The organism is Salmonella sp. K21076, assembly GCF_039650795.1.
GTDB lineage: Bacteria > Pseudomonadota > Gammaproteobacteria > Enterobacterales > Enterobacteriaceae > Salmonella > Salmonella enterica.
In genome coordinates, this window is the sequence record NZ_JBCLYA010000049.1 from 134,474 (window position 1) to 152,139 (window position 17,666).

Genomic DNA, 17,666 nt, shown 5'->3' on the forward strand with positions numbered 1-17,666 from the left:
ATAACAAACCGTTGTGGATCTGCACAGATGTCTTTTGAAACAGGGTTTTCATTTTCCTTTTTTGTAAATTTCAGCGTATAATGCGCGCCAATTGTCTCTTGAATGGTTTCAGCGCATTGGACTGTAAAACTCAACGACTAAAATTATCCCCTTCCCGTTGGGCTGAAACGCGAGCACACATTCCTCTGCACGCTCTTTCGATGTCACCTATCCTTAGAGCGAGGCATCATCACTTTAGCAACACAGGCTTAGCTTACGGGCCGTGCGCGCCCGAAGCCAGATTTCCATATCCTCCTCAACTTAAAGACTAAGACTGTCATGAAAAAGACGAAAATTGTTTGTACTATCGGTCCGAAAACCGAATCCGAAGAGATGTTAAGCAAAATGCTGGACGCGGGCATGAACGTGATGCGTCTGAACTTCTCTCATGGCGATTATGCAGAACACGGTCAGCGTATCCAGAACTTGCGCAACGTGATGAGCAAAACTGGTAAAAAAGCTGCTATTCTGCTTGATACTAAAGGACCAGAAATCCGCACCATTAAACTGGAAGGCGGTAACGACGTTTCGCTGAAAGCGGGCCAAACCTTTACTTTTACCACCGACAAATCCGTGGTCGGTAATAATGAAATCGTTGCCGTCACCTATGAAGGCTTCACCAGCGACCTGAGCGTTGGCAACACCGTCCTGGTTGACGATGGTCTGATCGGTATGGAAGTGACCGCCATCGAAGGCAATAAAGTCATTTGTAAGGTGCTGAACAACGGCGATCTGGGCGAGAACAAAGGCGTTAACCTGCCGGGCGTTTCTATTGCTCTGCCGGCGCTGGCTGAAAAAGACAAACAGGACCTGATCTTCGGTTGCGAACAGGGCGTTGACTTTGTTGCTGCGTCCTTTATCCGTAAACGTTCTGACGTTGTCGAAATTCGCGAGCATCTGAAAGCCCACGGCGGCGAAAACATCCAGATTATCTCTAAGATCGAAAACCAGGAAGGCCTGAACAACTTCGATGAAATTCTCGAAGCTTCCGACGGCATCATGGTTGCGCGTGGCGACCTGGGCGTAGAAATCCCGGTTGAAGAAGTGATCTTTGCGCAGAAAATGATGATCGAAAAATGTATCCGCGCACGTAAAGTCGTGATCACCGCGACTCAGATGCTGGATTCTATGATCAAAAATCCGCGTCCGACCCGCGCAGAAGCAGGCGATGTTGCAAACGCCATCCTCGACGGTACGGATGCGGTTATGCTGTCCGGCGAATCCGCAAAAGGGAAATACCCGCTGGAAGCCGTTTCTATCATGGCGACCATCTGCGAACGTACCGACCGCGTCATGAACAGCCGTCTGGACTACAACAACGACAGCCGTAAACTGCGCATTACGGAAGCGGTATGCCGCGGCGCGGTAGAAACCGCCGAAAAATTGGAAGCGCCGCTGATCGTGGTAGCGACCCAGGGCGGTAAATCCGCTCGCGCCGTGCGTAAATACTTCCCGGACGCCACCATCCTGGCATTGACCACCAATGAAGTGACCGCCCGTCAGTTAGTACTGAGCAAAGGCGTGGTATCGCAGCTGGTGAAAGAAATCAATTCTACTGATGATTTCTACCGTCTGGGCAAAGATGTCGCCCTACAAAGCGGCCTCGCCCAGAAAGGCGACGTCGTAGTGATGGTCTCCGGCGCGCTGGTTCCAAGCGGCACCACTAACACCGCCTCTGTTCACGTACTGTAATAATTGTTGTGTGAATTAATTTGTTTAAAAAAGCGCCCTTCCGGCGCTTTTTTTATTTAATCGATAGCCACTATTAATAAAAAAATCAAATCGGATTTTACTATCTAATTGCGGATTATCTAAGAAGAATCCGATGGAAGCCCCCTGTTTTCTTTCGGTTTTTTAGGGACTTTCATGCATTTCGATGCTTCTTTGAGCGAACGATCAAAAATAAGTGCATTCCCATCAAAAAAATATTCTCAACATAAAAAAGTTTGTGTAATACTTGTAACGCTACATGGAGATTAACTCAATCTAGAGGGTATTAATAATGAATCGTACTAAACTGGTACTGGGCGCGGTAATCCTGGGTTCTACTCTGCTGGCTGGTTGCTCCAGCAACGCTAAAATCGATCAGCTGTCTTCTGACGTTCAGACTCTGAACGCTAAAGTTGACCAGCTGAGCAACGACGTGAACGCAATGCGTTCCGACGTTCAGGCTGCTAAAGACGACGCAGCTCGCGCTAACCAGCGTCTGGACAACCAGGCTACTAAATACCGTAAGTAATAGTACCTGCGTAATAAAAATGGCGCACATCGTGCGCCATTTTTTTTACCTATATAACCACACAAAATATAAGGTTATTGTTATGAACCGCACTAACAAACTGATCTTAGGTGCAGTAGTTCTGGGTTCCACGTTACTGGCAGGTTGTTCCAGCAACGCTAAAATCGATCAGTTGTCTTCCGATGTACAGACGCTGAGCGCTAAAGTTGATCAACTGAGTAATGACGTAAATGCAATGCGTTCCGACGTTCAGGCTGCTAAAGACGACGCAGCTCGCGCTAACCAACGTCTGGACAACAAAGTATTCCGCATCTGTAAATGATTTGACGCATGATATAAAATGGCGCACATCGTGCGCCATTTTTTTGTCCGTCATTTACTGCGAAGGCTACTGCGTCGCGCGCGTTTGCCCCTCTTCCCCGACAAAACCGTTCTGAGCGGATTCGACTGCGGTCGTATTTACCGCTGGCGTCTGTCCGGCGCTCACGCTGACAGGATACCCGGCTCGCCGGTATAGCGCCTTATCGACCAGGCGACTATCCACCCCTTGCGCGTTTCTGAACGCGGTAAATTCCGCAGGCAACACATAGGGCATCGTCTGCACGTTTTGCTCTTCTTCCGGCGATAGCGGCCTGTGTACCTCTACATAACGAATGCCATTCGGCTCGACAGAGAATTTCACCGGCTGGTTAATCACTTTTACCGGCGTCCCCGTTCTGACCTGCGCAAATAACGCTTTGATGTCCGGCGCGTTCATGCGAATGCAACCGGAACTCACGCGCAGACCTACGCTATCCGGCGCGCTGGTGCCATGAATGAGATATTCCCCATTACCGTGCGCCAGACGCAGCGCATAGCGTCCCAGCGGGTTATTTGGCCCGGCAGGGATCACCGGCGGCAGCGTGATCCCCCGCTCAAGCGAACGTTGGCGTATGCCTGCCGTCGGCGTCCACGTCGGGTTGGGGATCTTTTGCCCTATCCGGGTGTCCATGACGGGAGTTTCCAGTCCCTGCAAACCGATGCCGATGGGATACACCTGAACGCGGTTTTCTCCCGGCGGGTAAAATACAACCGTAGCTCCGCGAGGTTGACGATGACGCCTTCCCTGGGCGCATCCGGCAATAGCATCTGCGAGGGAATGGTAATTAGCGTACCGGGCTTAGGCACCGGCGCAATCGTATTGTTCGCTTCAAGGATGAGCATCGCCGCCGTATCAAAACGCCGGGCGATAGCCTGCAGGTTTTTATCACCTTCCTGTACGGTATAGGTTTGATTCTGACCAATAAGACGGCTGCCTTCTGGCGGTAATGGATAATCAACCGCCCAGGCTGCCTGTAACGCGCTATACGCGCCGATAATAGTTAGCGTAATGAAAGACGCACGTTTCATACCAAACCTCCTGTATTCCTGGTGATGCCCTCTGCGACGGCTGGTAGCGCTTCGCTTATCAGAACAACAAAATATACGCTCTGTCCACTCTGGATAAAGCGACGTCGCCGTCCGACAAAGGATTTGACATCAGGTAGAACGCTGTCTGTATAGTTTAGCTAAGAGTGGCGGCCTTAGCGCGAATTGCGCGAATCATTGCTTCCAGCCCCTGAGAACGAGAAGGTGTGAGGTGTTGCGTAAGCGCCATTTTTTCGAACCATGGCCGGACATCAAAATGCACAATATCCTGCGCCGTCATCTGGTGGTACAAAATAAATACCACCGCCATAAGGCCTTTAACGATCGCCGCGTCGCTGTCGCCCTGCAATTCGATAATGCCATTGGCGTTTCGCCGCATCACGATCCACACCTGGCTCTGACAGCCATGAATCGTATTTTGCGGATTGCGATCCTGCGGATTTAACTCCGCCAGGCGCTGCCCCAACTCAATAATATATAAATATTTCTCTTCCCAATTAGCGCAACGCGTAAAGTTACGCAGCAATTTTTCTTTATCCGGTAGCGCAGCCATAAAACCTCACTGTTATCCCAATAAGCGGTGGATACGCGTTAATCCTGCCACCAGTCGGTCCACTTCTTCATGGGTGTTATACATCGCCAGCGAAGCCCGGCACATTGCCGGCACGCCATACCAGGCCATGAGCGGCATTGCGCAGTGATGCCCCGTTCGTACCGCGATACCGTAATTATCAAGAAAGCTGCCGACGTCGTAAGCGTGGTGTTTACCCAGATTAAACGCGATGACGCCCAACCGCTGCGCCGGGCCATATAGCGTGATATCAGGCACCTGCGCCAGTTGCTCCAGCGCATAGCGCATCAGCATCTGCTCATAATCGCCAATCTTATCCAGTCCCAGCGACGTCACATAATCAATCGCCGCGCCGAGACCGATGATGCCGCCAGTATTCGGCGTTCCCGCCTCAAAACGCCAGGGCGCTTTCGCCCATGTCGTTCCCTGCGTCAGGCTGACGGTCGAGATCATCGACCCGCCCCCTTCCCACGGCGGCATTTCTTGCAGCAACGCCTCTTTAACATACAGAATGCCGATGCCGGTCGGCCCGTAAAGTTTATGGCCGGAGAAAACGTAAAAATCGCAGTCCAGCGCCTGGACGTCAACAGCATGGTGCATCACGGCCTGGGCGCCATCCACCAGCACTTTCGCCCCATGCTGGCGCGCCAGCGCAATCATGTCCGGCAGTGGGTTTTCCGTCCCCAGCACATTAGATACATGGGTAATGGCCAGCAGTCGGGTCCGGTCATCGAACAGCGCAGCTAAGGTCTCCAGCCGCAGCGTACCGTCAGGATGCAATGGGATCACGCGCAGTTCAGCGCCTTTGCGCTCGCACAGCATCTGCCAGGGAACGATGTTGGCGTGATGCTCCATCTCGCTGATGATAATGTTATCCCCGGCGCGAATATTTTCCGTTCCCCAACTGTTGGCGACAAGGTTAATGCCCTCCGTCGTACCGCGCACGAACACCAGTTCTTCTGCGGAGCGGGCGTTAATAAACCGCGACGCCTGCTTACGCACATTCTCCATGCTTTCGGTCGCCTGCGCGCTTAACGTATGGATACCCCGATGTACCGCAGCATAGCCGTGACGGTAGAAGGCAGATTCAGCATCAATCACCTGATTAGGTTTTTGAGCGCTGGCTGCGCTGTCCAGGTAAGCCAGCGGCAGGCCGTTAACTTCACGCTGCAGTATGGGAAAATCCGCCCGTACTTTTTCTACAGGAAATGTCATACCAGGCCTCCGGGCAGTCGCTGGCCGATTCGCGCCAGCACCTGCTGTTTAAGGGCGCTATCATGGATAGCTTCCGTTAACTCTGCGGCAAACGCGTAAAGAATCATGTGCCGCGCCTCCTGCTGCCTGATGCCGCGTGATTGCAGATAAAACATCTGCTCATCGTCAATACGCCCGATCGTCGCGCCGTGGCTGCACTTCACGTCATCGGCATAGATCTCTAATTGCGGTTTGGTATCGACTTCAGCCAGTTTCCCCAACAATAGGTTATTATTGGTCATCTGGCCGTCGGTTTTAATGGAGTGTTGCGCCACGTTAATCAGGCCATTAAAGACCGCGCGTCCTTTGTCGCTGACGATGGTCTTGTGCAACTGGCGGCTGTTACAGTAGCCTTTGTTATGTTCCAGCCATGTCCGCGTATCGCAGACTTCATTTTTCACTGGCATCGCCAGACTATTCAGTCGAAGCGTCGCGTTTTCGCCATTCAGTTGTGAGCTGCTGTGGTGACGTAGTACTGCGGCGCCCAGCAGAAAACTGTGGCTAAACGCCGAGGCGTCTGTCGCCAGCAGAAGATCGTTATGCGCAAAGTGATAGCTGGACGCATTTTCAAACGCCAGTTTGATATGACGCAGTTGCGCATTGTCTGCAACGTTCATCGTCAGACGCGCGCCGGTAAAATGTTTTGCCGCTGTAAGGCTGACATAATGCTCAATAACCGTCGCTTCCGCGCCTTCTGCCAGCGTCAGATGGTGGCGATAATGCGCGGTATTCAGCTCGTCGCTATCCACGCCCTGCGTGATATGCATTAACAGTAGCGGCCTGGTCGGACGCTGATTTCGCCGTACCTGTATATACGTGACACATTGCGCCAGGCTTTCCGTCAGATGCAGAAAAACCTCGGGATGTACCGGCGCGGCAAGCGTCTGGCGCTCATCTCTGACGCTAACGTCAAATCCGCTGTTTTGCGTGCTATCACTGAGCTCTGGCATAAACCGTCCGTCGACAAACACCAGCCGCACGGCATCGATTTGCAGCGCCAGCGCATCACGCTGGGCGGCGCTGATAGTCGCACACTGCTGGATAAACTGGCTATGGGTTAAGCCCTCCAGCGGCGTGTATTTCCAGTCTTCATGTTTACGCGTCGGCAATCCCAGACGTAACATCTGTTGGAAATGTTGTCTTGCCTGCTCAGTTCGAATTTCTCCTTTTTCTTCAAAGAGATGCTGCCATTGCTGTAGCGCTTTACTGCTGTTCGGTAAGCCAGCCATAACCCTGCTCCTCCAGTTGTTTGACCAGAGTAAAATCGCCGGAACGGACAATTCGCCCCTGATAGAGGACATGGACGTAATCAGGCTTGATGTAGTCCAGTATGCGCTGATAGTGGGTCACGATAATAAAAGCGCGTTTATCGTCGCGTAACGCGTTGACGCCTTCCGCCACAATTTTCAACGCATCGATATCCAGTCCGGAGTCCGACTCATCAAGAATGCACAGTTCCGGTTCCAGCACCGCCATTTGCAAAATATCATTGCGCTTTTTCTCCCCGCCGGAAAAACCGACGTTTACCGAACGGGTCAGCAAATCTTCCGGCATTTTCAGCAATGCGATCTTTTCTTCCATCAGATCCTGAAAATCAAAGCGATCCAACGACGCCTGCCCTCGATAGGCGCGCACGGCATTCAGCGCGGTTTGCAGGAAAAACTGGTTACTGACGCCGGGGATTTCTACCGGGTACTGGAAGGCCATAAAAATCCCTTCGCCCGCCCGTTCCTCCGGCGACAGTTCAAGCAGATCTTTACCTTTGAACGTAACCGAGCCGCCGGTGACCTCATAATCTTCACGTCCCGCCAGGGTGGCGGAGAGCGTGCTTTTCCCGGAACCGTTCGGCCCCATAATGGCGTGAACTTCGCCGGGGCGAATATCCAGATTCAGGCCACGCAAAATCGCCTTTTCTTCCACACTGACCTGTAAATCTTTAATGCTTAACATGGGTTTTCCTTCATCATTAACCGACGCTGTGCTCAAGGCTAATCGCCAGCAGTTTTTGCGCTTCAACGGCGAACTCCAGCGGCAGTTCCGAGAAAACGTCTTTGCAGAAACCGTTGACGATCATCGAAATAGCGTCTTCTTCGCTGATGCCGCGTTGCAGACAATAGAAAAGCTGATCTTCACCGATGCGTGATGTCGTCGCCTCGAGCTCCAGCTGCGCGCTGTTATTGCGGCATTCAACATACGGGAACGTATGCGCGCCGCAGTCCGCGCCAATCAACATGGAGTCGCATTGGGTGAAATTTCGGGCGTTGGTTGCCGTCGGCATAATTTTTACCAGCCCACGGTAGCTGTTCTGGCTGTGGCCGGCGGAAATGCCTTTTGAGATAATGGTTGAGCGCGTGTTTTTACCGATATGGATCATTTTGGTGCCGGTGTCAGCCTGCTGATGTCCACTGGTCAGCGCAACGGAATAGAACTCGCCGATAGAATTATCACCGCGCAGAATGCAGCTCGGGTATTTCCAGGTAATCGCCGAACCGGTTTCCGACTGGGTCCACGACATCTTGCTGTTTTCCCCTTCGCACAACGCCCGCTTGGTCACAAAGTTCAGAATGCCGCCCGTGTTGTTGTCGCCCGGGAACCAGTTTTGTACGGTGGAATATTTTACTTCAGCATCTTTATGGATGATGACTTCCACTACCGCGGCGTGGAGCTGATAACTGTCGCGTACGGGCGCGGAGCAGCCTTCGATATAACTCACATAGCTGCCTTCATCCGCCACCAGAATCGTGCGCTCAAACTGACCGGTTTTCTCAGCGTTAATGCGAAAATAGGTGGATAACTCCATTGGGCAACGCACGCCTTTGGGAACATAGATAAATGTCCCATCGGAAGCGACTGCCGCATTCAGCGCGGCAAAAAAGTTATCGTTCCCCGGCACGACGGTGCCAAGATATTTCCTGACCAGGTCAGGGTGATCGTGTATCGCTTCGCCAAAAGAACAGAAAATAATGCCCTGTTCCGCCAGTTTTTCACGGTATGTGGTCGCTACGGAGACCGAGTCAAAAATCGCATCAACGGCGACCTCTTTCCCTTCGCGAACCGGAACGCCAAGTTGCTCGAAAGCGTCTTCAACCTCTTTACTCAAAAAGGTATTCGCGCCCGTTTGCTGTACGGCTCCCGGCTGGGAAACGCAGCTATCGTCGCAGTTTCCGCATGATGGCGCAGAGTAATAGCTGTAGTCCTGATAGTTCAGTTTATCGTAATGCGCTTTCAGCCAGTGCGGTTCATCCATGTCCAGCCAGGCTCTATAGGCATTGAGGCGAAATTCCAGCATCCAATCAGGTTCGTTACGCTTTGCGGAAATCGCACGCACCACCTCTTCGCTGATGCCTTTTGCCAGTTCATCAGTGGGTAATTGCGTGAAAAATCCTTCTTTGTAATTAAGGCGTCCGCCTGTCCAGATGCCGACCTCTTCCGTTGCTTCAGTATTACGAGACATAGTACCGCCTATACCCCAAAACTTTCGCCGCAGCCACATTCATTCTGGGCTTTGGGGTTATGAAATTTAAATAACTGGTTCAGCCCTTCCTGTACGTAATCCACTTCTGTTCCGTCAATAAAAGGCATCGCCTGTAACGGTGCGAAAAGCTTTGCGCCTTCGGCTTCAAAAACCAGATCGTCTTTATCCGGCTCCCGAACGGTATCCAGAACATAGCCAAATCCGGCACATCCCGTCTGTTTTACGCTTAACCGCACGCCCAACATGCCCGGCTGCTTTGCTGCCAGTTCACGTATGTGCGCTGCCGCCGCTGGCGTTAGCGTCAGCCCTTGCCAGGGGAAGTCCTCCGGGTTAAACGTGCCTGAATGCAATTCCATAGAGTTACCTCGCGTTCTAAATCACCAGGATATAACAGCATGTTAGTGATAATGATTATCACTTCAACCCCTTAACCGCAGGGGCTTTCCAACAAATGGTCATATTGAGCGCCTTTTATTAAGCATAGACCCTGTCCGCCAGGTCATACGACAGACAAAAAACCACTTAACTTTTTGATAAGTAATGATTTATAAGACATTAACCGTTCTGGCAGGTCAAAAACGAAAAGATGTATAGAAAATGACTATTTAATTAATAGGCTGTCGACATTGCCGGGCGGCGAGGTCAGAACCCCATTTTTTGTATGGATACCTGGCGTTGCGCTCTTTATAATCCGCTGCGGTTCTATAACTCAGTTTGAGCTATAGGTTTATGTAAACTCTTTCCGGCATTTCAGGTGCTGAATGAGGCAAGAGGCTTAAAATATGGTTGTTACGCTCGCGTATATCGCACTTTTTTTGGTTTTCTCGTGGGCCATCTTGAGAATTAATCAAAAAAGCGATTCCCTGTCGAAAAGCGTTTTTATCGCTATCTTTTTAGGGGCTGTTATTGGTTTATCCCTGCATTTTATTTCAGCAAATCACACTAAAACCATTATCGAATGGTACAGCATCGTCGGCAATGGCTACGTCCATCTGTTAAAACTGGTCGCTATACCGCTAATTTTTATTTCTATTCTTTCCGCCATCAATAAACTGGAAAATAGCGCCGGCATCGGAAAAATGTCGCTGACGATCGTCGGATGCATGTTATGCCTGGTGATGGTTGCCGGTTTTATCGGATTACTGACCGCTCATATACTGGGGCTTGACGCCAGCGCTTTTGTGCACATGCCGTCAATGTTAACTACAGAAGAAGTCAATAAGACTGCCGCGGTGTCGATTCCCCAGTTAGTGACATCGCTGATCCCGACAAATATTTTTCTTGATCTTACGGGAGCCAGAAGTGTTTCCGTTATCGGCATCGTTATCTTCACGCTAATAGCGGGGATCGCCCTGTTAAAGGTCAAAAAAGAGGCGCCGGAAGAAGGTCAGAAATTAAGCGCAGGCATTAACGCTATCCAGATCTGGGTCATGAAGATGGTACGTATCGTTATTGCATTAACGCCCTATGGCGTCATGGCATTAATGACCACCGTATTTTCATCATACCGCCTTGAACAATTCGCCAGCTTACTTGGTTTTATCGGCGCCTGTTATATCGCGATTTTCATGATGTTTATCGTGCACGCCATCTTGCTGATCCTCAGCGGTAATAATCCAGCGCATTATTTCAGAATGGTCTGGCCCGTCTTAACCTTTGCGTTTGTCTCCCGCAGCAGCGCAGCCTCTATTCCGCTGGCCATTTCCGCCCAGGAAAAATTTGGCGTACAAAGCACCATTGCCAATATTTCCGCCTCGTTTGGCTCCAGTATGGGGCAAAATGGCTGCGCCGGGATTTATCCGGCTATTATGGTAGCGATGATTGCGCCCACCATCGGCATCGATCCGCTCTCGCTGCATTTTCTGGCCGCGATGTTGCCTGCCATTGCGCTAGGGTCTATTGGCGTAGCCGGCGTCGGCGGCGGTGGTACGTTCGCGGCGCTGATTGTCCTGTCGACGTTGAATTTTCCCGTTGCGCTGGTCGGTATTTTTATTGCCATCGAACCTATCGTTGATATGGCCCGCACGGCTCTGAACGTTAACGGATCGATGATGTCAGGTGTGCTGGCTAACCGTATTTTGAATAATAATAGGGCTGACGACATGCCAGCGGTTATTGACAGACCTTAGTTTTTTACGCGCCCGGAAAAGAAAAACCCTTAAGTCTGTTCAATACAGGCTTAAGGGTTCCGGCCCCATCCGGCGCTTATCTCCGGCACTCTTAATGGCTTAGCTCTTGAAGGGGCATAAGAATAATCTCATAAAGAGAGCGCACCTTTTTAGCACAAATGGCGATCTGTATTTTTTTTACACAAAATCAAGGGGGTTATCTATTACCGGGGGACAGTGTCTGGTGAGATTGCCTGGTAACATAGCCGGATGGCGGCTAACGCCTTATCCGGCCTACACAGACTCTATTAATGCACGCCCAACCGCCAGGCGAAATAGATCTCTTCTTTCAGTTCGGTTGCAGAGAGGGTGAGGAGATCGGCAAACTCTAACTCCAGCTGTTTTAAACGCTTCAAATACTGCGCGGGAGAAAGTTCGGTTTTATCACGGCGTAAAAATTCAATCGCCAGTTGGGTTGGGTCTAAATCAATAGACATATCATCCTCGCTTATGTGTAAACGTGCACAGTATATCACCTTTTTCTGCGCACATTTTGACCAAAAGCAATATGCATCACACTTTTATGGTGACAACGTCACACAATCGCCGTAGTAAGGCGCGAAGAACAGCACAGACGTCCCTGTTCATCAAAGATCTCTATCTGCCAGACCTGATGGCGAGCCCCGGTATGCAACGCTTTACAGACGCCTCGTACGCGCCCCTGACGCGCCGACCGTACATGGTTGGCATTCACCTCCAGCCCCACCACCTTTTGCTCCCCCTGCGTACACAGATAGCCTGCGACCGAGCCGATACTTTCCGCCAGCACCACAGACGCTCCGCCATGCAGCAAGCCGAACGGCTGTTTGGTGCGATGATCGACGGGCATTGTCGCTTCCAGCGTATCGTCCCCAATACGCTCAAAGCGGATATCAAGCAGGCCAACCATATTCCCTTCCCCCATCGCATTAAGCGCATCGAGGGTCACTTCACGTTTCCAGATCAACCTATAATCTCCAGTAATGCCTGCAACGGGTGACGCACGCCCGTACCTTCAATGCGTTTAACCTGGCTTCGGCAGGAATAGCCGGTTGCCAGGCAGCGGTTTCGCGGTAGACGTTGCATCGCCTGATGCCAGGATAGCTCATAAATTCCCAGCGAATTTTTATGATTGGTGAGTTCATGTCCATAAGTGCCCGCCATACCGCAGCAGCCTACGCTGACATTTTCCAGCTTCGCGCCAAAATGGGCAAAGATGGCGGCCCACTGCGCAGGCGCGCCGGGTAAAGCCGTGACTTCCGTACAATGACCAAAAAAGTACCACGGTTCACCGCTTACCTCGACGGACAGTCTTGCATTTATTTCCTGCGCCAGCCATTCATTCACCAGCAACACATGAAAATCGCCGCGCTGTTCGCCCAGCGCCAGTTTATATTCGTCGCGATAACACAGGACCAGCGCCGGATCGACGCCCACTATTGGCATCCCCAACGCGGCGATCCGATTAAGGAACTCAGAGGTTTTTTTCGCCGTTTTCGCAAAGCGATTAAGAAAACCTTTAATATGCTGCGCCTTACCATTCGGCGAGAACGGTAACAATACCGGCCTCCTGCCCAGTTTTTCCGCCAGGCGGATAAAGTCCGCTACGACCCGAGCGTCGTAGTAGCTGGTAAACGGATCCTGAACTACCAGTACCGTTTTCGCTTTTTGCTCGGCGCTCATGCGCTCCAGTTGCTCAAGCGTCATATTGGCAGACGGATGGCCCACCAGTTGCTGTTGCAATGAAGGGGCAGAAAGCAGAGGTAAATCCACCATACCGATATGTTTTTTCGCCAGATTACGAACCACCGGTTGGTTAATAAAAAAGTTAAAGGTCTTTGGCGCACGCGCCATCAGCGGCGCGTAGGTCTCGACCGTCGCCACCAGATGATCGCGTACCGGGCGCAGATAACGCGTATGGTAAAGCTGTAAGAAACGTGAACGAAACTCCGGAACATCGATTTTAATCGGACACTGGGTCGTACAGGCTTTACATGCCAGACAGCCGGACATGGCCTCTTTAACTTCATGGGAAAAGTCATACTCGCCTTTGCGTTTGTGCCAACTATTCCGGGTGCGGGCAATCAGCGTGCGCAAGCTGGCGCGTTTTTCCGGCAGCTCCTTTTCCAGCTTCAACGGATCGACGCCGCGATCGGCCAATAGACGGAGCCATTCCCGCACCAGCGTCGCCCGCCCTTTCGGCGAGTGGATCCGGTTAAGGCTAATTTTCATCGACGGGCACATCGGGCTTTTCGCATCGAAATTAAAGCACAGGCCGTTACCATTACACTCCATAGCGCCGCGCCAGGTCTGCCGCACCGCCAGCGGGATTTGCCGATCCCAGGTGCCGCGTTTTACCGCATCCACCTTCATCATCGGCGCCTCTATCCCCTGCGGCGGACAGATTTTACCCGGGTTAAGTCGATTATGCGGATCAAAAGCCGCTTTTATTTTGCGCAGCTCGCCATACAGGACTTCGCCGAAAAAGGCCGGGCTGTATTCCGCACGGAAACCTTTTCCATGTTCGCCCCACAACAACCCGCCGTATCTGGCGGTCAGCGCGACGACCTCATCGGAGATCTGTTTCATCAACAGTTCCTGCTGCGGATCGCACATATCCAGCGCCGGGCGCACATGCAGCACCCCGGCATCCACGTGGCCGAACATGCCGTAACTTAAGCCATGACCATCCAGCAGAGCGCGAAATTCGGCGATGTAATCGGCCAGATGTTCAGGCGGCACACAGGTATCTTCCGCAAAAGGAATCGGTTTGGCAGCGCCTTTCGCATTACCCAGCAGCCCTACCGCTTTTTTACGCATCGCGTAAATACGCTCAATACCCGTCAAATCGGTACAAAGTTGCCAGCCGATCACGCCCGCTTCCGCACGCGCCATCAGGCCATCCAGTCGGTGGCACAGCGCCTCGACCTGTCCGTCAATAAGCGCTTCATCATCACCCGCGAATTCCACGATATTCAGGCCAAGCATCTCTTTATCCGGCACATCGGTAATCAATTCGCTAACGGAGTGCCAGACAATATCTTCCCGCGCAAGGTTAAGGACTTTGGAATCGACCGTCTCGACGGATAAGGCGCGCGCGTCAACCATAAAAGGGGCGTTACGCAGCGCGGAATCAAAGGAGTCGTATTTTACATTCACCAGACGGCGGACTTTGGGTATCGGGGTAATATCCAGCCGGGCTTCAGTAATAAACGCCAGCGTCCCTTCCGACCCCGTTAAGATGCGGGTGAGATCGAAGCGGGTCATGTCATCGTTAAAGACGTGGCGTAAATCGTAGCCTGTCAGGAAGCGATTGAGCTTTGGAAAGCTATCGAGGATAAGTTGACGGTTTTCCAGGCAGGACTGATAGACGGTCTGATAGATGCGGCCTGGCGTCGTCGTGTTTTCACCCAGCGTCCGGGCAAGATCTACGGGCATCGATTGCGTGTCAAGGATATCGCCCCCCAACAATACGGCCCGTATGCCTAAGACGTGATCTGACGTTTTTCCATAGACCAGCGAACCCTGACCAGAGGCATCGGTATTAATCATACCGCCAAGCGTGGCGCGATTACTGGTGGAAAGTTCCGGCGCAAAAAAATAGCCATACGGCTTTAACGCTTGATTAAGCTGATCTTTTATCACTCCCGCCTCTACCCGCACACATCCCTCTTCAGGATTAATTTCAATAATGCGGTTCATATAGCGGGACATATCAACAATAATGCCCTGGTTTAGCGCCTGGCCATTCGTGCCAGTACCGCCGCCTCGCGGGGTAAATATCAGCGACGTAAAGCGCGGCTCCGCCGCCAGACGGGCAAGAAGCGCGACATCCGCCGTAGAACGGGGAAACACAACAGCATCGGGAAGAAGCTGGTAGATACTGTTATCGGTCGACATTGTCAGACGGTCGGCATAGCTGGTTGCCGTATCGCCCGTAAACCCTTGCTGCTCCAGCGCCTGCAAAAAATTGAGCACCAGCTGAACGACGCCGGGTGCCTGAGAAATTTGTGGAATCATTATATTGACCTTTTCCTGCGGTCTATGTTGTGAACGGTGGCGCCCAACCCGGCGAGCGCGAGCGGTCTACGCACAGGAAGGGATGCTTAATCGTTTGCGTGTTGCGTTATTTGTTGTATCACATTTTTTTCCTGTGCGCCCAACAGAATTACATGCAGAATCGGCCTGTTAAAAACCGCTGAAATTGCTCATCATTATAGGGTGTGGTTTGCATGTTCACGTCGCGCCAACGTTCTGGCGCAAAGACAAAGGTGAAAAGTATTTATGGTAAATGTTCGTCAGCCCAGGGATATTGCGCAAGTGCTGCTATCGGTGCTGTTTTTAGCCATCATGATTGTGGCCTGTTTGTGGATAGTACAGCCTTTTATTTTGGGGTTTGCATGGGCAGGTACGATTGTTATCGCGACCTGGCCCGTTTTGCTGAAATTACAAAAAATATTGTGGGGCCGCCGCTCGCTTGCCGTACTGGTCATGACGCTGCTGTTAGTGCTGCTCTTCGTTATTCCCGTCGCCTTGCTGGTGAACAGCATTGTCGATGGTAGCGGCCCGCTCATCCATGCAGTGACCGGCGGCGATATGACGCTACCCGATCTGGCATGGTTAAATAATATTCCGTTAGTTGGCGCCAAACTGTATGCCGGATGGCATAGCCTGCTGGATATGGGCGGTAGCGCTATTATGGCGAAAGTGCGGCCTTATATCGGCACAACCACGATCTGGTTTGTCGGTCAGGCGGCGCATATCGGACGCTTTATGATGCACTGCGCCCTGATGCTGTTGTTTAGCGCCCTGCTTTACTGGCGCGGCGAACAAGTGGCGATGGGTATACGCCATTTTGCCTGTCGTCTCGCGGCTAAACGCGGCGATGCGGCGGTTCTGCTGGCTGCCCAGGCGATCCGCGCCGTGGCGCTTGGCGTGGTGGTCACCGCGCTGGTACAGGCGGTACTTGGCGGCGTCGGGCTGGCGATTTCCGGCGTGCCTTACGCTACCCTGTTGACGGTAGTGATGATCCTTTCGTGCCTGGTTCAGTTGGGGCCGTTGCCGGTATTGATTCCAGCCATTATCTGGCTTTACTGGACAGGCGACACCACCTGGGGCACCGTGCTGCTGGTTTGGAGCGCCGTCGTCGGCACTCTGGATAACGTGATTCGCCCGGTACTCATCCGCATGGGCGCCGATTTACCGCTGCTTCTGATCCTTTCCGGGGTAATCGGCGGCCTGATTGCATTCGGTATGATTGGTCTGTTTATTGGACCGGTGCTTCTGGCCGTGACCTGGCGTTTGTTCTCCGCATGGGTACATGAAGTTCCGGCGCCGACGAATGAACCAGAGGAGATCCTTGAAGAGCTGGATGACATCGAGGAAGCCAACAAGCAGTCATAATCCCGTCGGGCGGCATTGCCGCCCGATGCTTTAGCGACGTTTATCAATTCAACGCACACCCCATTTTGATTCGCCCGTCTGTTCCCCGCCGCATCTCATTTCTGTCGCAAATCCGTTACAGTTTTTAAACTATTGAGACGAATCTGATCGACGCAAAAAGTGCTCATGCCTACTATTAGCACACGGTTATAAATCAACACATTGATTTATAAGCATGGAAATCCCCTGAGTGAAACAACGAATTGCTGTGTGTAGTCTTTGCCCGTCTCCTACGATGGGCTTTTTTTTTTACTTCAAGCGGCCAGCCTCACCGTTCATAATGGCGAGAAGAAAAAAAACTGACAGGACACGCATGAAAACCGTCACCGTAAAAAATCTTATCATTGGCGAAGGGATGCCCAAAATTATCGTGTCGTTGATGGGAAGAGACATCAATAGCGTGAAAGCGGAGGCGCTGGCCTACCGCGAAGCTACATTCGATATTCTGGAGTGGCGCGTGGATCACTTTATGGATATCGCATCGACTCAATCCGTTCTTACCGCTGCGCGTGTTATCCGCGATGCGATGCCTGACATTCCGTTACTGTTTACTTTCCGCAGCGCCAAAGAAGGCGGCGAGCAGACAATAACCACTCAGCATTATCTCACGCTTAATCGTGCCGCAATCGACAGCGGCCTGGTCGATATGATCGATCTTGAGCTATTTACCGGTGATGCTGACGTTAAAGCCACTGTCGATTATGCCCATGCGCATAATGTTTATGTCGTGATGTCTAACCACGATTTTCACCAGACGCCGTCCGCAGAGGAAATGGTTCTGCGGCTACGTAAAATGCAAGCACTCGGCGCGGATATTCCCAAGATTGCCGTTATGCCGCAAAGCAAGCATGATGTATTAACGTTACTCACTGCCACGCTGGAGATGCAGCAACATTACGCCGACCGTCCGGTAATTACTATGTCAATGGCGAAAGAGGGTGTCATTTCACGTCTGGCAGGGGAAGTGTTTGGCTCTGCCGCCACGTTTGGCGCGGTGAAGCAGGCTTCAGCGCCGGGGCAAATCGCCGTAAATGATCTACGCAGTGTATTAATGATTCTGCACAACGCCTGATCCGGCATTATGCAGGCGTC

General features: G+C 51.9%; 15 protein-coding genes, 1 other RNA gene and 1 pseudogene. 7 read left to right on the forward strand and 10 right to left on the reverse strand.

Going from position 1 to position 17,666, the window contains the following annotated elements:
• Window positions 1–318 precede the first annotated feature (318 nt).
• From pykF to AAYN39_RS18565, 3 genes are all read left to right on the forward strand, one after another.
• Window positions 319–1,731: a pyruvate kinase PykF gene (gene pykF, locus AAYN39_RS18555; protein WP_000751447.1), complete on the forward strand. Its 1,413-nt coding sequence runs from the start codon at window positions 319–321 to the stop codon at window positions 1,729–1,731.
• Between the two features lie 310 nt (window positions 1,732–2,041).
• Window positions 2,042–2,278, forward strand: a complete 237-nt coding sequence (gene lpp / locus AAYN39_RS18560) for a murein lipoprotein Lpp (RefSeq protein WP_001082307.1) — start codon at window positions 2,042–2,044, stop codon at window positions 2,276–2,278.
• A gap of 82 nt (window positions 2,279–2,360) precedes the next feature.
• Window positions 2,361–2,600, forward strand: a complete 240-nt coding sequence (locus tag AAYN39_RS18565) for a major outer membrane lipoprotein (protein WP_001082326.1) — start codon at window positions 2,361–2,363, stop codon at window positions 2,598–2,600.
• A gap of 66 nt (window positions 2,601–2,666) precedes the next feature.
• Here the strand turns inward: AAYN39_RS18565 and AAYN39_RS18570 are convergent.
• The 7 genes and pseudogenes from AAYN39_RS18570 to sufA form a co-directional block, all read right to left on the reverse strand.
• Window positions 2,667–3,667 (reverse strand): annotated as a pseudogene (locus AAYN39_RS18570) (L,D-transpeptidase family protein).
• 154 nt (window positions 3,668–3,821) lie between these two features.
• Complete coding sequence (gene sufE, locus AAYN39_RS18575; RefSeq protein WP_000729470.1) at window positions 3,822–4,238, reverse strand: cysteine desulfuration protein SufE; 417 nt, start codon at window positions 4,236–4,238, stop codon at window positions 3,822–3,824.
• Between the two features lie 12 nt (window positions 4,239–4,250).
• Window positions 4,251–5,471: a cysteine desulfurase SufS gene (sufS, locus tag AAYN39_RS18580; protein WP_000143859.1), complete on the reverse strand. Its 1,221-nt coding sequence runs from the start codon at window positions 5,469–5,471 to the stop codon at window positions 4,251–4,253.
• On the reverse strand, window positions 5,468–6,739 hold the full coding sequence (gene sufD / locus AAYN39_RS18585) for a Fe-S cluster assembly protein SufD (protein WP_000907921.1): 1,272 nt from the start codon (window positions 6,737–6,739) through the stop codon (window positions 5,468–5,470). Before sufD ends, sufS begins: the two co-directional genes overlap by 4 nt.
• Window positions 6,714–7,460, reverse strand: a complete 747-nt coding sequence (sufC, locus tag AAYN39_RS18590; RefSeq protein ID WP_000948895.1) for a Fe-S cluster assembly ATPase SufC — start codon at window positions 7,458–7,460, stop codon at window positions 6,714–6,716. Before sufC ends, sufD begins: the two co-directional genes overlap by 26 nt.
• A 16-nt stretch (window positions 7,461–7,476) precedes the next feature.
• The gene (sufB, locus tag AAYN39_RS18595; RefSeq protein ID WP_000089371.1) at window positions 7,477–8,964 is read right to left on the reverse strand and encodes a Fe-S cluster assembly protein SufB; all 1,488 of its coding nucleotides are present in this window, start codon (window positions 8,962–8,964) and stop codon (window positions 7,477–7,479) included.
• Window positions 8,965–8,972: 8 nt separating this feature from the next.
• Window positions 8,973–9,341, reverse strand: a complete 369-nt coding sequence (gene sufA, locus AAYN39_RS18600; protein WP_000418973.1) for a Fe-S cluster assembly scaffold SufA — start codon at window positions 9,339–9,341, stop codon at window positions 8,973–8,975.
• Window positions 9,342–9,767: 426 nt separating this feature from the next.
• On the opposite strand from sufA, the gene AAYN39_RS18605 reads away from it, so the two are divergent.
• Complete coding sequence (locus tag AAYN39_RS18605) at window positions 9,768–11,114, forward strand: L-cystine transporter (protein WP_000261850.1); 1,347 nt, start codon at window positions 9,768–9,770, stop codon at window positions 11,112–11,114.
• A gap of 287 nt (window positions 11,115–11,401) precedes the next feature.
• Here AAYN39_RS18605 and AAYN39_RS18610 read toward each other — a convergent pair whose 3' ends face one another.
• The 3 genes from AAYN39_RS18610 to AAYN39_RS18620 form a co-directional block, all read right to left on the reverse strand.
• On the reverse strand, window positions 11,402–11,590 hold the full coding sequence (locus AAYN39_RS18610) for a YdiH family protein (protein ID WP_001682019.1): 189 nt from the start codon (window positions 11,588–11,590) through the stop codon (window positions 11,402–11,404).
• A 98-nt stretch (window positions 11,591–11,688) separates the two neighbouring features.
• On the reverse strand, window positions 11,689–12,099 hold the full coding sequence (gene menI, locus AAYN39_RS18615) for a 1,4-dihydroxy-2-naphthoyl-CoA hydrolase (protein ID WP_000637930.1): 411 nt from the start codon (window positions 12,097–12,099) through the stop codon (window positions 11,689–11,691).
• A complete protein-coding gene (locus tag AAYN39_RS18620; protein ID WP_000612899.1) occupies window positions 12,096–15,152 on the reverse strand; it encodes an FAD-binding and (Fe-S)-binding domain-containing protein in 3,057 nt (1,018 codons plus the stop codon). The genes menI and AAYN39_RS18620 overlap by 4 nt, the downstream gene beginning before the upstream one ends.
• 264 nt (window positions 15,153–15,416) lie before the next feature.
• On the opposite strand from AAYN39_RS18620, the gene ydiK reads away from it, so the two are divergent.
• The 3 genes from ydiK (at window position 15,417) to aroD (ending at window position 17,646) form a co-directional block, all read left to right on the forward strand.
• Complete coding sequence (gene ydiK, locus AAYN39_RS18625) at window positions 15,417–16,535, forward strand: AI-2E family transporter YdiK (RefSeq protein WP_000248612.1); 1,119 nt, start codon at window positions 15,417–15,419, stop codon at window positions 16,533–16,535.
• A 182-nt stretch (window positions 16,536–16,717) separates the two neighbouring features.
• An RNA gene (gene rprA / locus AAYN39_RS18630) (antisense sRNA RprA) lies at window positions 16,718–16,825 on the forward strand.
• A gap of 62 nt (window positions 16,826–16,887) precedes the next feature.
• Entirely contained in the window at window positions 16,888–17,646 is a 759-nt protein-coding gene (gene aroD / locus AAYN39_RS18635) for a type I 3-dehydroquinate dehydratase (RefSeq protein WP_000860215.1), read from the forward strand.
• The last annotated feature ends 20 nt before the right edge of the window (window positions 17,647–17,666 follow it).